Origin of the sequence: Actinoplanes sp. NPDC026670 (assembly GCF_040638175.1) — a bacterium.
In the GTDB taxonomy this organism is placed as follows: Bacteria; Actinomycetota; Actinomycetes; order Mycobacteriales; family Micromonosporaceae; genus Actinoplanes.
In genome coordinates, this window is record NZ_JBEZXU010000024.1 from 70,984 (window position 1) to 86,497 (window position 15,514).

Genomic DNA, 15,514 nt, shown 5'->3' on the forward strand with positions numbered 1-15,514 from the left:
GGCATCTGCTGACGCCCTACGATTGCCGACAATGGATCATCACGGAACCCGCCTCTAGCAGGAGATACTCGGCTGACCGCCCCGATCGATCACCGCCGCGCACTTCTCGAACGGGGCGCACTTCGCCAGTTGGATTCTCACGGGCGTCGATGAAACCGTTGTTCGACGATGACGAATCTGTTAACTTTTCCACACCCCTGAGAAAGCGCTCTCCGGGTCCCACCGCGGCCACGTTCGAGACGTGATCGGCGTACGTCTCGACTGCTTCCTCACGAGAGGTATCCAACCGATCATGATTCGCAGAGTGCTGCTGATCGTCGCTCTTGTACTGGCCGGGGCAGGCGTCAACGTCGCCCCGGCATTCGCGGCCGACTTCTCGGTGCTGATCTTCAGCAAAACCGCGGGGTTCCGGCATGACGCGATCCCGGCAGGAATCACCGCGATCCAGCAACTGGGCGCGCAGAACAACTTCACGGTCGAGGCGACCGAGGACGCCGCCCAGTTCACTGATACGAACCTGGCCAGGTTCCGGGCGGTCATCTGGCTGTCCACGACCGGCGACGTGCTCGACGCGACCCAGCAGGCCGCGTTCGAGCGTTACATCCGCGCCGGCGGCGGCTATGTCGGCGTGCACGCCGCCTCCGACACCGAGTACGACTGGCCGTGGTACGGCAACGTCGTCGGCGCGTACTTCTCCGGCCACCCGGCGATCCAGCCGGCCACCGTCCGGATCGAGGACACCGCTCACCCGTCCAACGCGGGCATTCCGGCGAACTGGAACCGAACCGACGAGTGGTACAACTACCGCACCAACCCGCGCTCCCAGGTGCACGTCCTCGCGAATCTCAACGAGGCCACCTACACCGGCGGCACCATGAACGGCGACCACCCGATCTCGTGGTGCCGGCCCTACGACGGTGGCCGCTCCTGGTACACCGGCCTCGGCCACACCGCCGAGAGCTACGCGGAGGCCAACTTCCGCACCCACCTGCTCGGCGGGATCAAATACGCGGCGCAGAACATCGGCAACTGTTCGGTGCCGGCTCCCGGCGGCACGTTCAGCCAGGTGACTCTGGCCAAGGGCGTGGCGGAGACCGGTGAGCCGATGGGCATCACCGTGCTGCCCAACCGGGGTGTGCTGCACACCTCGCGCAACGGCGTCATCCGGTACACCGACGTCAACGGCAACACCAAGGTAGCCCTGACGCTGCCGGTCTACAGCCACGACGAGGAGGGTCTGCAGAGCATCAAGGCCGACCCGAACTTCGCCACCAACCGCTGGGTGTACGTCTACTACGCGCCACCACTCAGCACGCCGGGCGGTGACGCTCCGTCCACCGGCACGGCGGCGCAGTTCGCCCCGTTCAACGGCTCCAACAAGCTGGCCCGGCTCACCGTGCGGGACGACAACACGATCGACCCGGCCTCGCTGGTGACGATCCTCGACGTGCCGACCAGCCGTGGGCTGTGCTGCCACGTCGGCGGTGACATCGACTTCGACGCCGCCGGCAACCTGTACCTGTCCACCGGTGACGACACCAACCCGTTCGACTCGGCCGGTTTCGCGCCGATCGACGAGCGGGCCGACCGCAACCCCGCCTACGACGCGCAGCGCACCTCGGCCAACAGCAACGACCTGCGCGGGAAGGTCCTGCGGATCAAGCCGGGTGCGACGGGCGGCTACACCGTCCCGGCGGGCAACATGTTCGCTCCGGGCACGGCGAACACCAGGCCCGAGGTGTACGCCATGGGCTTCCGCAACCCGTTCAAGATGAGCGTCGACAAGGCCACCGGGGTCGTCTACCTCGGGGACTACGGCCCCGACGCGGGCTCGGCCGACCCGCAGCGCGGGCCGGCGGGCACCGTCTCGTTCGAGCGGATCACCCAGCCGGGCTTCTACGGCTGGCCGTACTGCTCCAACTACAACACCCCGTACCAGGAGTTCACGTTCCCCAGCGGGCCGTCGTCAGGTCCGTACGACTGTGCCGGTGGGCCGACGAACAACTCGCGGAACAACACCGGCATCACCAAAATGCCGCCGTCCCAGGCGGCCTGGCTGCCCTACGGCGGGCAGGGCCCCTGGCGGCCCGAGCTGGGCGGGGGCGGGCCGATGGCCGGGCCGGTCTACAACTTCAACGCAGGCCTGGCCTCCGACGTCAAGTTCCCGGCGTCCTACAACGGGAAGGCCTTCATCGGCGAGTTCACCAGCCGCTGGATCAAGGCGGTCACCCTGAACGCCAACGGCACGGCCGGCGCGATCGAGCCGATCCCGTGGTCCGGAACCGCGATCATGGACATGGAGTTCGGGCCGGACGGCGCCCTGTACGTGCTCGACTACGGCACCACCTGGTTCGGCGGCGACGAGAACTCGGCTCTCTACCGGATCGAGTACAGCACCGGCGGGAACCGGGCACCGATCGCACAGATCGCCGCCACCCCGTCCTCCGGCGCCGCGCCGCTGGCCGTGCAGTTCAGCTCGGCGGGCAGCAACGACCCGGACGGCGACCCGATCACGTACGCCTGGGACTTCACCAGCAACGGCAGCACCGACTCCACGGCGGCCAACCCGACGTTCACCTATCCGGCGAACGGCGAATACACCGCGACGCTGACGGTACGGGACAGCGGCGGCCGAACCTCGACGGCCAGCACTGTCATCGGGGTCGGCCGGCCATCCGTCCAGTTGATCGCACCGCCCGACGGATCGGTGTTCCAGCCCGGTGACCTGGTGCCGTTCGAGGTCAGGGTCACCGACCCGAACGCCGGCACCATCGACTGCAGCCGGGTCGTGGTCAACTACATCCTGGGCCACGACAGCCACGGCCACCCGATCACCAGCAAGACCGGCTGCACCGGGTCGATACAGACCACGGTGGACGGCGAGCACGACGTGAGCGCGAACATCTTCGGGGTGCTCGCCGCCGTGTACACCCCGGTCAGCGGGGTCGCGGTCCAGGATCAGCACGTGCTGCAGCCGCGGACCCGGCAGGCCGAGCACTTCGGCACCATGAACGGCGTCCAGGTCGCCGCCAAGGCCAGCGCCCACGGCGGCAACGCCGTCGGCTACATCGAGAACGGCGACTGGATCTCCTTCACGCCGTACAACCTGGCCGGTGTCACCGGGATCAAAGCGCGGGTCGCCTCGGCCGGCGTCGGTGGCACACTGACGGTGCGGGCCGACTCGCCGACCGGCCCGGTGGCCGGCACGGTGCAGGTCGCCCCGACCGGTGGCTGGGAGACGTGGATCGACGTCACCGGGACGATCAACCCACCGACCGGTACGCGCCAGCTGTACCTGGTGTTCACCGGCGGCGCGGGATCGCTGTTCGACGTCGACGACTTCACGTTCACCTCCGGCACGACGCAACCGCCGTCGGCGAACCTGGCGTTGAACAAGCCGGCGACGGCGTCGAGCACCGAGGCGGTCGCCTACCCGGCCTCCGCCGCGGTGGACGGATCGCTGACCAGCAGGTGGTCGAGTGCCTTCGCCGACCCGCAGTGGATCCAGGTCGACCTCGGTCAGTCGTACCCGATCGATCGGGTCAAGCTGACCTGGGAGGCGGCCTACGGCTCGGGATACCAGATCCAGACATCGGCGAACGGGACGACCTGGACCACGGTCCGGACGGTCACCGGCGGCGACGGTGGGGTGGACGACAACACCGCGCTGGCCGCAACCGGCCGCTACGTGCGGATCAACGGTACGGCTCGCGGCACGGTCTGGGGCTACTCGCTGTTCGAGCTCGAGGTCCACAGCTGATCGGGTAGACCGCGCACGACAGGGCGCGGGGACCTTCGGCGGTCCCCGCGCCCTGCCTGTGCCGTTCGGTGGGGTGGCTCCGGCGGAAGGATTCGAACCTTCACCTGTGCGCATTAACAGTGCGGTGCCCTGCCGTTGGGCGACGCCGGATCGTGCAGCGCGGACGGGATTCGAACCCGCACGTGTCCCGGGTGAAAGCCGGGCGACTCTACCTTTCGTCCACCGCGCCAAAATTGTTGCGTGTCGCCGGGTGGGTTCGAACCACCGGCCTCCGACTTATCAGATCGGCGCTCCGACCAGCTGAGCTACGGCGACATTGTGTTGCGCGCCCCGTGCCGGGATCGAACCGGCGGCCCCCCGCTCGACAGGCGGGTGCTCTCCCATTGAGCTAACGGGGCTGGATACAAAGAACCGCCCTATTCCGGTGTGGAATGGGCGGCTCGACCGAACGCTGGAGCGATCTATCGGCGCCGCCGCTGAATATCTTCATTGATCGCGTTCATCTCGGTCTCCCCGTTCGAGTTCGGTGTGGAACTGGTGGCAACAGTATGTGGATCGCCGAACCCGGGCAACGCAATTAACGTGGCATCGTGCTTCCCGACTTCATGCCCGGCCTGGAGTTGTGCCGGATCTTCTACGCCGAGGCCGTCCGCCCGCTGCTGGACGACGCCTATCCGGGGCTGCCGCATGCGGCCGCGCGGGTCGGGCCGGGTTCGGAGGTGCTCGGCTTCGACACGCCACGCTCGGTGGATCACGACTGGGGGCCGCGGCTGGAGCTGTTCCTGCGGCCGGACGACGTGGCCCGGCACGGCGCCGGGCTGTCCGCGCTGCTCACCGAACGTCTGCCCAGGCAGGTACGCGGGTGGCCGACCAACTTCGAGCCGGCGGACGCCCGGGTCCGGGTGATGACCGCCACCGACGGGCCGGTCGCGCACCGCGTGCACCTCACCGACGTCGGGAGCTGGTCGATCGAGCGGCTCGGGTTCGACGCCCGCCGGGTGCCGGAAACCGTGGACTGGCTGGCCACGCCCACGCAGCGGCTCGCCGAAACCGTTGGCGGGGCGGTGTTCCACGACGGGGTCGGCGAGCTCACGGCGCTGCGGGAGCGGCTGCGCTGGTATCCGGACGACGTGTGGCGTCAGGTGCTGGCCGCGCAGTGGGCACGGATCGGGCAGGAGGAGGCGTTCGTCGGGCGGGCCGCGGAAACCGGGGACGAACTGGGCAGCCGGGTGGTGGCGGCACGGCTGGCCCGGGACGTGATGCGGTTGTCGCTTCTGCTGGCGCGGCGCTTCCCGCCGTACAGCAAATGGTTGGGAAAGGCCTTCACCGCATTGCCGGAGGCGGCCGGAATCGCCGCCGCGCTGCACCGTGCCCTTGCCGCCGGTGATGCGGAGCAGCGCCAGGCGGCGCTCTGTGACGCCTACGAGATGGCCGGCGTCTGGCAGAACCGGCTCGGTGTCGCCGAACCGGTCGAGGCGATCCGGCGCCGCTATTTCGACCGCCCGTTCCCGGTGATCGACGCGGGCCGATTCGCGGCGGCGCTGATCGGGGAAACACCCGGAATCGGGGCCATCGACCAGTTCGGCGACAGCACGGACCTTCTGGAGAATCCGGGTCTGGCCCGGCGAATCATGCGAGCCGCGATCGCCCCGTAAGGCCGAAGTCCGTGTCGATGCCTGCCGCGCGGAACGTGGCGGCCGTAGGGTTTGCCGATGAGCATTCTGCAGGCCCTGCTGACAGGTGTCCGCGGTGGAACGATCGAGGTCGTCGATCTGACCGCGCCATTGTCCGCGGGAACGCCGATCCTTCAGCTGCCGCCGCCGTTCGCGAACACGATCCCGTTCGGTCTGGAGGAGATCAGCCGGTACGACGACCGCGGCCCGGCCTGGTATTGGAACGACATCCACACGGGCGAGCACACCGGCACCCACTTCGACGCGCCGGTCCACTGGGTGACCGGCCGCGACGGTGACGACGTTTCGCAGGTGCCGGTGCGGCGGCTGATCGCGCCGGCCGCGGTCGTCGATGTCGCCGACCGGGCCGCGAAGGATCCCGACTTCCTGCTCGAGATCGAGCACATCCGTGAGTGGGAGGCCACGCACGGGCCGCTGCCGGAGGGCGGGTGGCTGCTGCTGCGTACCGGATGGGATACCCGGTCGGGTGACCAGGAGGCGTTCCTGAACGCGAACGACACCGGCCCGCACACCCCCGGCGTCTCGGTGGAAGCCGCGAAGTGGCTGGCCGAGGAGTCGCCGGTGATCGGCCTCGGGGTGGAGACGGTCGGCACCGACGCCGGGGCCGCGCACTCGTTCGACCCGCCGTTCCCGTGCCACTCCTACCTGCTCGGGGCGGGCAAGTACGGGCTGACGCAGCTACGCAACCTGGATCGGCTGCCGCCGACCGGCGCCGTGGTGATCGCTCCCCCGCTGCCGATCGTCGGCGGGTCCGGCAGCCCGGTTCGTGTCCTCGCCCTCGTGGAGAAGTGAGCGAGTCGAAGAGTGAGTGACCGGACGGTTGCCGACGTCGTCGGCGAGACCCTCGCGAAACTCGGCGCCGACCTGGTCTTCGGGGTCGTCGGCAGCGGGAACTTCCACGTCACGAACGCGCTGGTCGCGCACGGCGCCCGGTTCGTCGCGACCCGCCACGAGGGCGGGGCGGCGACCGCGGCGGACGCGTATGCGCGGGTCAGCGGCCGGCCCGGGGTGATCACCGTGCATCAGGGCTGCGGGCTGACCAACGCGATGACCGGCATCACGGAGGCGGCGAAGAGCCGCACCCCGCTGCTGGTCCTGGCGGCCGAGCCGGCCGCGACCGCGGTGCGCTCGAACTTCCGGGTCGATCAGGACGCGCTGGCGCAGGCGGTCGGGGCGGTCAGCGATCGGGTGCACGGGCCGGCGTCGGCGGTGGCCGACACGACCCGCGCCTGGCGGACCGCGGTCCAGCAGCGGCGCACCGTCGTGCTCAACCTGCCGCTGGACGTGCAGGCCGCGACCGCCGAACCGGCCGAGGTCCCGCCCGCTCCGGCGACTCAGCCGCCGCGCGCGTCCGACGACGCGGTGACCGCTCTTGCCCATCTGCTGAAGGATGCCGGGCGGCCGGTGTTCATCGCCGGGCGCGGCGCGGTCGCCGCCCGCGCCGAGCTGGCGGCGCTGGCGGAGGCGTCCGGCGCGCTGCTGGCCACGTCGGCGGCGGCCAAGGGGCTGTTCGCCGGCGACGCCTGGAACCTGGACGTATCCGGTGGTTTCGCCACCCCGCTGGCGGCCGAGCTGATCCGGGACGCGGACGTCGTGGTGGCCTGGGGCGCGTCGCTGAACATGTGGACGAGCCGGCACGGTTCGCTGATCGGGCCGGACACCACGGTCGTCCAGGTGGATCTCGATCCGGCCGCCTTCGGCGCCCATCATCGTCTCGACCTCGGTGTCTGCGGGGACGCGAGATTGACGGCGGTCGCTGTCACGGCCGCGCTCCCCGATCAGCGCGAGGCCTATCGGACCGATGCGGTACGGGAGAGGCTGCGCGACCGGAGCCGCTGGCGTGACGTCGGGTACGACGACACCGGCGACGAGTCCCACATCGACCCGCGGACCCTCGCGATCACCCTCGACGACATGCTCCCGACGGAACGGGTGATCGCCGTCGACTCGGGCAACTTCATGGGCTACCCGTCGATGTTCCTGTCCGTTCCGGATCATCAGGGTTTCGTGTTCACCCAGGCGTTCCAGTCGATCGGGCTCGGGCTGGCCAGCGCACTTGGGGCGGCCCTGGCGAGCCCCGGTCGGCTGCCGGTCGCGGCGTGCGGGGACGGCGGTTTCCTGATGGGCATCGCCGAACTCGACACGATCCGGCGGCTCGGTCTCGGGATGCTGATCGTGGTGTGGAACGACGAGGCGTACGGGGCCGAGGTGCACCATTTCGGGCCGGCCGGGCATGTGCTGTCCACGGTGGTGTTCCCGGAGACGGATCTGGCCGCCGTCGCGCGCGGGCACGGGTGCGCGGCAGTGACCGTACGCAAGCCGGAAGATCTTGATCTGGTCCGGGATTGGCTGGCCGGGCCACGTGACGTGCCGATGGTGGTGGACGCGAAGGTCACCGCCGAGCATCCGTCGTGGTGGTTGGAGGAGGCGTTCCGCGGCCACTGAGACGGCGGTGGCCGCCCGGATCCGGACGGCGGGGTGGCCGCCCGCACCCGGACGGCGGGGTGGCCGCCCGCACCCGGACGGCCACCCTGCTGCTCACCGGCTCGTCAGCTGGCGAAGGCCTTCACCTCCAGCAGGCCGACGGACGCGGCGCCGCTGGTCAGCGCCACCCGCAACCGGGTGGTGCCGACCTGGCCGAACGTGACGGTGTTGTACTGGTTGGCGACGACGGGGTAGCCGCTCGCCGACGGCACGTCCACGTAGGCGGTGCCGTTCCAGTACTGGAGTTTCCACGACGCGGGCAGGTCGATGCCCTGGTTGTCGTCGAAGAAGTAGACCTGGGCCGATTGCAGGTTCTGCGCTGTCGGCCAGGTCAGTTCGGCCCACTGCTGACCCTGGTTGGGCCAGGTTCCCCAGCGCGGGTTGACGGTGTCGTTCGACGACGGCGGGTCGATCCCGTCGTTGATGGCGGCGACACTCTCCCACGACGACGTGTACGAGGCGCTGGGTGTCGCCGACGTCGCCAGGTTGGGGTTCGGATTCGGCGGGACGGTGCCCTGCCCGTACAGCTTGATCTCGGTCAGCCCGGTCTTCGTGCTGCCGGACGGCTGGGTGAACTGGACCCGCAGCCGCGTCGTGCTGACCGCGGTGAAGGTGACCTTGTTGAAGTTGGACTGGGCCGTGCCTGGTGTCTTGACCTGCGAGGCCGCGTTGACCCAGGCGCTGCCGTTCCAGTATTGGACGTTGTAGCCGGCCGGCGGCCGGTACCGGTTGCCGGCCCGGTCGTTGCGGAAGTAGAGCCAGGCCTCGTCGACGGTACGGGCGGTGCTGCCGAAGTTGAGCTCGTACCAGTCGGTCGCGTTGGCGCTGCCGTAACTGCCCCACAGCGGCGCGTTGGTGGGCAGCCCGTCGATGGCGCCGGCCACCGTCGTGCCGGAGGTGGTGTACGACGCCGACGCGGTCGCCCCGGTCGCCAGGTTGGGCCGGGTCGAGGTGAGGTCGACGCCCGCCTTGGCGAAGATGTCGACCACGCGCGCCCCGCTCTGGACCACGTTCTGCGGCGCCTGGAGGGACGCGAACGCGGTGCTGAACGCGACGGTTCCGGTGGTGGTGACGGCCCCGGTCGCCGGGTTGTAGGTGAACGGGACGAGCTGGTTGAGCGTCGCGACCCGGGTCCCGTTCAGGTAGATCGAGTAGCCCTGCGGCACCCCGGTGTACCTGGTGACGCCGTCGGCCGGGTCGTCCCAGACGATCGACAGGTCGGCGTTGCGGTAGCGCAGGTTGTTGACCGCGAAATGGCTCCACCCGATGTTGATCGGCGACAGCTGGATCTGGGCGTCGTTGCGCGGCCGGAGCCCGGCGACGTCCTCGATGATCGTCCAGTTGCTGCTGCCGAGGATGTTGTGGTGGATCCACGAGCGGTAGGTGATGGCGCTGCCGTTCCAGTCGGCCCAGAACTCGTTCGCGTCCGGCCAGTTGGTGTCGCCGCCGACGTACTGTGCCCAGGCGTTCCAGTAGAGCAGCTTCTTGTAGTCGTCGGTGTTCATCCACGAGTTGGGGTAGTTGCGCAGCACCGACGAGTAGAGCCGGAACTGCACCGTGGAGTTGATCGTGGAGAAGTTGTTGCTGCCCGGGTTCCCGGCGGCTGCCGCCGCGGCCTTGTCGACCTGGTTGGCGGTGTAGAACGGGAAGATCGGGTACTGGGCGGCGTCGGCGAACAGGCGCAGCGCCTCCCGGTACTGCGCGGTGTTCGGCATCAGCCCGACCGCGTACGGGTAGTAGTTGTTGATCTCCTTCCACGGCACGAACGCATTGGTGGAGACGTGTTTGTGTTCCAGCAGCTGCCGGTCCGGGTTCCACAGTGTGTTGATCACGCCGTTGCGGATCCGGTCGGCGAGAGTCTGCATCTCGGTGGCCTTGGCCGTGTTGCCGGACAGCGTGTAGGCGTCGCGGGCGGCGTTGGCGGCGCTCCACACGTAGGCGGTCTCGGCGCGGTCCAGGTTGCCGGCCCGCCAGTGGAACGACACGGCGTCGGCGTCGTTGCCGGTCATCGCGCCCCAGTCGTACTCGATGACGCCGTTGTTGTTGGTGTCGTAGGTGGCGAGCTGGCCCTTGGCGTCACCCTCGGCATAGCGGGCGAAGTTGTTGAGCATCGCCGGCTGCCCGCCGTGGATCTGGTAGGCCCGCCACGCCGCCTCGGCGATGTACTGGGTGTACGAGTTGGACCAGTTCTCCGGGTCGCCCGGGTTGTCGACGAACCGGCCGTTCGCCGAGTACTGGCCGACCGCCAGGTACGGGCCGTAGGAGTACTCCGGGCTGCGCAGATACTTCAGGTCGTCGATGTGCATCGGCTGGGTGAGCGCGATCGCGTTGTTGTAGCCGGTGACGCCCTCGATCGACTGCGGGAACTGGAAGTCCTGGCCGGGGATGTCGGCGTCGAGGTGGTTGAAGCGCATCAGCCACCAGCGGTAGTAGATGTTCTTCTTGATCGCCGCGTCCGGCACGTCGATGTAGGGGACGTTGTCGGCCCACCACTTGTTGTACGTGCGGACGTGGGTGGCGAACGCGTCGGCGGGTGTCCGGGCGCGATAGGCGTCGTACTCGGTGCGGGACGCCGGGATCTCGTTGGCGACCCAGCCGAGCTGCACCTTGACGGTGACAGTCTGCCCGGCCGCGACCGTCACTGATCGGCTGAGCGCCCCGTTGGCGGCGGTGAACCCGTCGCCGGAGAACCGCGGGTAGAGGGTCGTCAGGTTGTTCTTCACGGCCCGGGTGCCGGTCAGTTCGGTGCCGCTCACGGTGGTCGCGTAGGGCGACGTGGCGTTCAGTGTCAGGGTCGTCGAGGCGCTGCCGTTGTTGACCACGGCGACGTTCGTGACCAGCACGTTGTTGTCGGTGATGAACTTGGTGACGTCGAGCCGCATCGTGCCGCTGGTGTGCACGCTGCGCCAGTGGCTGGGTGTCTGCCGGCGCTGGGCGGCCTGTTCGGTGAAGGTGCCGGTGGACGCGGTGATGGCGTAGGCGTTCTGGCTGGAGATGTTGTCCCAGTACGCGGCGTTGCCACCGAAACCGATCACCGACGGGGTGTGCGTGTTCATGTACGCGGCCCGGCCGCGGGTCATCAGCCAGGTGCCGGCCGGGTCGTTGCCGGTGCGGGCCAGCAGGCGGTCCATCCAGAAGTCGGTGCCACTCGACTCGGCGTCGTAGATGGCCCGCATCGTGTCGCCTGTGGTGTAGCCGACCGGCGGCGCCGGGATCGAGCCGGCATTGCCGAAGGTCGGAAAGCCGATGGGTTGCGCGGCCAGAGCCGGCTGCGGGTTGATCGAGAGCGAGGCCGCGATCAACGTCAAGCTCATCGTGTACGCCCACCCGCGCCGCACGTTGCCGAACAGCCGCCGCCCGCTCCGTCGCGTCGCGTCGCGCTCTGTCGCGTCTGGCCGGCTCACGACTGGAATGCCTTCCACTCGAGCACGCCTGTCGAGAATCCGCTGCGTGAGGTGATCTGCAGCCGGAGGCGCGTCGTGTTGACCGCACTCGCGAACGTGTTGACGTTCTCAACATTGCCGGCGACGCCACATGTTGACTGGAGTTGAATCGCTACATATTGACTGCCGTTCCAATATTGCAATGCACACGACGCCGGCAAGTCGATCCCCTGGTTGTCGTCGAACCAGTAGACCGAGCTCTTGTTGATCGACTGCGCGGTCGGCCAGGTGTACTCGATCCACTGCGTGCCCTGTTGCGGCCAGTTGCCGTAGGCGAGGTTCGACCGGTCCTGCGAGTTCGCCGGCGTGCCACCGTTGTTGACCGCGGCCAGGCTCTCCCACGACGACACGTAGGACGTCGTCGCGGTGGCGGACGGCGCGATGTTCGTGCCGCTGCCACCTCCTCCGCCACCGGGGTTCGGCGGCGGGCCGGTGGTCGTCTGCACGACCTGCTGGATCGTCCCGTCAGCGTTGAAGTAGAGCCTGTCGACCGCCACCGACCTGCGGAAGTTGCCACCACCCGGCGCGTTCGCGTTGTGGTAGACGATGTACCACTGGCCGTTGAACTCGACGACCCCGGCGTGGTTGGTGGTCGACGACACCTGACCGAGCACGATGCCCCGGTGGGTCCACGGCCCCATCGGGTTCGTCGCGGTCGCGTACCGCTGGCAGGCGTAGTTGGAGTTGGTGACGCAGCCACTGGTGTCGTTGGCGGCGTACATCATGTAGTAGAGGCCGTTGCGTTTGAACATCCACGGGGCCTCCCAGTAGTTGGTGAGCCCCGTCGGCGTGACCACCGACCCGACCGTGTCGATCATGTTGCTGGCCAGGCGCACGGCACGCGGCGACCAGTAGCCGCCCCAGTACATGTAGGCCTGCCCGTCGTCGTCGACGAAGACCGTCGGGTCGATGTTGAGACCTGACGAGTTGGCGGTGCTGTCGCTGATCAGCGGACCGCCCTTGGCATCGGTGAACGGGCCGAGCGGGGTGTCACCGACGGCGACGCCGATGTTCATCCAGCCCGCGCCGTTGCCGTTGATCGAGGTGTACCAGTAGTACTTCCCGTTTCGCGGCTCGACCTCGCCGGCCCACGCGTCGGCGCCGGCCCACGGGAAGGTGGCGATGTTGGCGCGGGCGCCGTTGTCGGTCCAGTTCGCCGCGTCGGTCGAGGACAGCACGTGCCACTCGCGCATCACGAAGTTGCTGCCGCCGGTGGGCGCCTCGTCACGGCCGGCGTAGATGTACATGGTGTTGCCGACGACCAGGGGGGCCGGGTCGGCGGTGTAGATGCTGGTGATGATCGGGTTGGCGGCCTGTGAGGGGGTACCCACGGCTATCGCCGCGGCCGCGGTGAGCAGCGCGCTGAAGAGCGCCACTGTTCGTCTTCTTCTGGACATCGAACTGCCTCTCTCACTGTCCGGTCTCACGGCCCGGTCTCACTGCCGGCGGAAACCGGTCTCACTGTCCGGTGGAAAACAGTTGAGCTACCTCCGCCGCGGACAGCGCCCGGCTGTGGATCCGGAACCCGTCGACGGCGGCGGTCAGATACGGATCGGAGGCGTACTGGGAGCGGCCGATCCAGTTCTGGGTGGTGGACGGCAACGCGGACGGGCGTACCGTCAGGGCGGTGTTGCGGGCGACCTCGGTGCCGTTGACGTAGAGGACGCCCAGGTTGCCGGTGTGGGTGATCGCGACGTGCGTCCACGCTCCGGTGGGGAGCGCGGCCGGGGCGTTGATCCGCTGTTCGGCGCCGGAGCCGCCGTTGCTGATCGCGTACCGGGCGGTGCCGGAGCTGCTGCGCGGGGTGAGGAACAGGTAGGCGCCGGTGCCGGTGCCGAAGTCGAACACCCGGGTCCAGGTCGCGGCGGTGTCGATGCGGACCCAGGTGGCGATGGTGAACGCGGCGACCCCGGCCAGGATGCCGCCGGGCAGGCTGATGTATCCGTTGGCGCCGTTGAGCAGGACGGCGTTGCCGCTGCGCCCGGCGGTGCGGGTGACGCCGCCGATCAGGGCTCCGTTCCAGCCGTTGCCTGTCGCGTCGGCGGCGACGGTCCCGGACGTCTCGTCGAACGGGTAGCGGGCCTCCTTCGGGGCCGTGCTCGCGACGTTCCAGTAGACCGAGTAGCGCTGGCCGTGTGTCTTGTAGAACGGCCGGAGCAGCACCGATCCGGCGGTGTACTCCAGCGGTGTGCCGGTCGCCGTCAGCGTGCCCGGGTCGAGGGTGGGCAGGCTGCTGAGGTTGTTGCTGCCGAACTGGCCGGCCAGCACGATCGGCCCGTGCTTGACCGCGCGCACCGACGGGTTGTCCGGTGCGGGCTCGAGGGACAGCGTCATCGGGAGGCTGACATCGACGACGTCGCCGGTGGTCCAGGTCCGATTGATCGAGACGTACGTGCCGGGTGTCGCCGTTCCGGTGACGACGCCGTTGACGCGAACCTGGGCGCCGCTGGTCCACGACGGGATGCGGATCCGCATGTCGAAGGCGCCGGAACCGGCCGTCACGGTGAGCCGGGTGGACGGGCTCTCCGGATACGTGGTGTCCTGCCGGATCGTGACGCCTCGACTTGACCACGTCAATGTTGATGCGATGTACAGGTTGACGTAGAGCGTCGTGTTGATCTGGAAGTAGATGCTGTCAACGAACTTGGTGTTGGTCTCCATGCCGGTGCCGTGACAGCAGGTGAAGTTGTCGTAGTCGTTGCTGTACGTCTTGATCCCGCCGGCCCGCAACGGCACGTAGTAGCAGTGATGGCCGTGCGACGAGTTCGGGTTCTGCGCGCCGAGCAGATGGTTGAAGAGGGCCTTCTCGTAGAAGTCCATGAACTCGGCGGCCCGTGACGGGTCGGTGAAGAACAACTGCCGGGTCAACTTCAGCATGTTGTACGTGTTGCAGCACTCGCAGGTGCTGTCGGACAGCTCCGACGCGATCCGGTTCGGCGCCTGGAAGTACTCGCCGTTGGAGTTGCCGCCGATCGCGTACGAGTGCTGGCGCACCACGAAGTTCCAGAAGTTGACCGCGATGTCGCGGTAACGCGTGTCGCCCGTCGAGTGGTAACCACGGATCGCCGCGATGGCCTTCGGGATCTGTGTGTTGGCGTGGAACCCGGCGAGCGCGTCGACCCCGGCAGCGAGCGGGTCGAGCACCTGGGCGTGGTCGAAGTACTGGGCGGTGAACAGGTGCACCGGGTCTTCGGTGAGCTGGTAGAGGTTGAACAGGGTCTCCCCGATGCCGCCGAACTCGACCCGCAGCATCTGCTGGCGCTGGGCGTGGGTGAGCCGGCTGTTGCGGGCCTGCACCCAGGCGGCCTTGCGCTGCAGCACGGCGAGCGCCTGGGCGCTGCCGGTGAGCAGATGCCAGTCGAGCAGCCCCTGCACGATCTTGTGGAGGGTGTAGTAGGGCGCCCACACCTGCTGCCCGGTCTCGACCCGGTCGATGAACGACTCCGGGTAGGCGGAGAGATAACCGTTCGAGCGCTGGCAGAGGGCGAGCTGCGCGACCAGGTAGTCGCCCTTGACCTGGTAGCTGGGGTCGCCGGTGCTGGCGTAGGCCTGGGCGAGCGCGCTGAGCACGTGCCCGATGGAGTGGCCGCGCAGTTCGGTCGAGGGTGATTCCCAGCCGCCGCACGGGGTCGCCGACGAGGACAGGCCGGCGGTGACCCGGAACATGTGCAACAGCCGGTCGGCGTCCAGGAAGCGCAGGTAGGACTGGGTGCGGCCGGCGTTGTCGGCGAACGGGCCGGAACCCAGGCGGACGGCGGTTAGGGGAAACGGATACGCCGAGACACCGAAGTCGGGGCGGGCGGCTCGGGCCGGTCCGGTGGGCAACAGAACACCCGCTGCCCCGGCGGCGCCGGCAATCAGGACGGTACGACGGTTGAAACGCATGAGGACACCTCTGCAATCGAGATTCTTCGATGCATGGGAAGCGGAGGCGCCCGGGAAAGATGCAGCGTGCGGCACTCCTGAGCAGCCTCGGCAGACCCGCCCCCGTGATGCGGCTCGCCTGCGGCACACGCTGCCTTACGAAAACGTTTTCGGCAAGATGTAGAACTAGTTACGAATAGATTTCCGTCATCTCGAGTTCTTAGAGGAAATTTAAGATCATCTATTCATAGCGACGCTTGGGGCACTTA

At 68.5% G+C, this 15,514-nt stretch carries 7 protein-coding genes and 4 tRNA genes; 4 read left to right on the forward strand and 7 right to left on the reverse strand.

Translation table 11 applies throughout. From position 1 onward, the window contains the following. Positions 1-292 precede the first annotated feature (292 nt). Positions 293-3,760, forward strand: a complete 3,468-nt coding sequence (locus AB0E94_RS23745; protein WP_360329498.1) for a ThuA domain-containing protein — start codon at positions 293-295, stop codon at positions 3,758-3,760. A gap of 74 nt (positions 3,761-3,834) precedes the next feature. On the opposite strand, the gene AB0E94_RS23750 is transcribed toward AB0E94_RS23745, so the two are convergent. The 4 genes from AB0E94_RS23750 to AB0E94_RS23765 form a co-directional block, all read right to left on the reverse strand. Beyond that, positions 3,835-3,910, reverse strand: a tRNA-Asn gene (locus AB0E94_RS23750). 5 nt (positions 3,911-3,915) lie between these two features. Then, a tRNA-Glu gene (locus AB0E94_RS23755) sits at positions 3,916-3,989 on the reverse strand. Positions 3,990-4,001: 12 nt separating this feature from the next. After that, a tRNA-Ile gene (locus AB0E94_RS23760) sits at positions 4,002-4,075 on the reverse strand. Positions 4,076-4,086: 11 nt separating this feature from the next. Continuing rightward, positions 4,087-4,158: transfer RNA gene (locus AB0E94_RS23765), tRNA-Asp, on the reverse strand. Positions 4,159-4,350: 192 nt separating this feature from the next. On the opposite strand from AB0E94_RS23765, the gene AB0E94_RS23770 reads away from it, so the two are divergent. From AB0E94_RS23770 to AB0E94_RS23780, 3 genes are read left to right on the forward strand one after another with little or no spacing between them, the layout of a single operon-like run. Then, positions 4,351-5,415: a DUF4037 domain-containing protein gene (locus AB0E94_RS23770; protein ID WP_360329500.1), complete on the forward strand. Its 1,065-nt coding sequence runs from the start codon at positions 4,351-4,353 to the stop codon at positions 5,413-5,415. A 57-nt stretch (positions 5,416-5,472) separates the two neighbouring features. Further along, a complete protein-coding gene (locus AB0E94_RS23775) occupies positions 5,473-6,246 on the forward strand; it encodes a cyclase family protein (protein ID WP_360329502.1) in 774 nt (257 codons plus the stop codon). A 12-nt stretch (positions 6,247-6,258) separates the two neighbouring features. Next, complete coding sequence (locus tag AB0E94_RS23780) at positions 6,259-7,899, forward strand: thiamine pyrophosphate-binding protein (protein WP_360329504.1); 1,641 nt, start codon at positions 6,259-6,261, stop codon at positions 7,897-7,899. A 104-nt stretch (positions 7,900-8,003) separates the two neighbouring features. On the opposite strand, the gene AB0E94_RS23785 is transcribed toward AB0E94_RS23780, so the two are convergent. From AB0E94_RS23785 to AB0E94_RS23795, 3 genes are all read right to left on the reverse strand, one after another. Then, positions 8,004-11,252: a hypothetical protein gene (locus tag AB0E94_RS23785; RefSeq protein WP_360329506.1), complete on the reverse strand. Its 3,249-nt coding sequence runs from the start codon at positions 11,250-11,252 to the stop codon at positions 8,004-8,006. 86 nt (positions 11,253-11,338) lie between these two features. Then, complete coding sequence (locus AB0E94_RS23790; RefSeq protein ID WP_360329508.1) at positions 11,339-12,757, reverse strand: glycoside hydrolase family 43 protein; 1,419 nt, start codon at positions 12,755-12,757, stop codon at positions 11,339-11,341. 82 nt (positions 12,758-12,839) lie between these two features. Beyond that, positions 12,840-15,266 carry a beta-L-arabinofuranosidase domain-containing protein gene (locus AB0E94_RS23795; protein WP_360329510.1) on the reverse strand — a complete coding sequence of 809 codons (2,427 nt, stop codon included), beginning with the start codon at positions 15,264-15,266 and terminating at the stop codon, positions 12,840-12,842. Between the last annotated feature and the right edge of the window lie 248 nt (positions 15,267-15,514).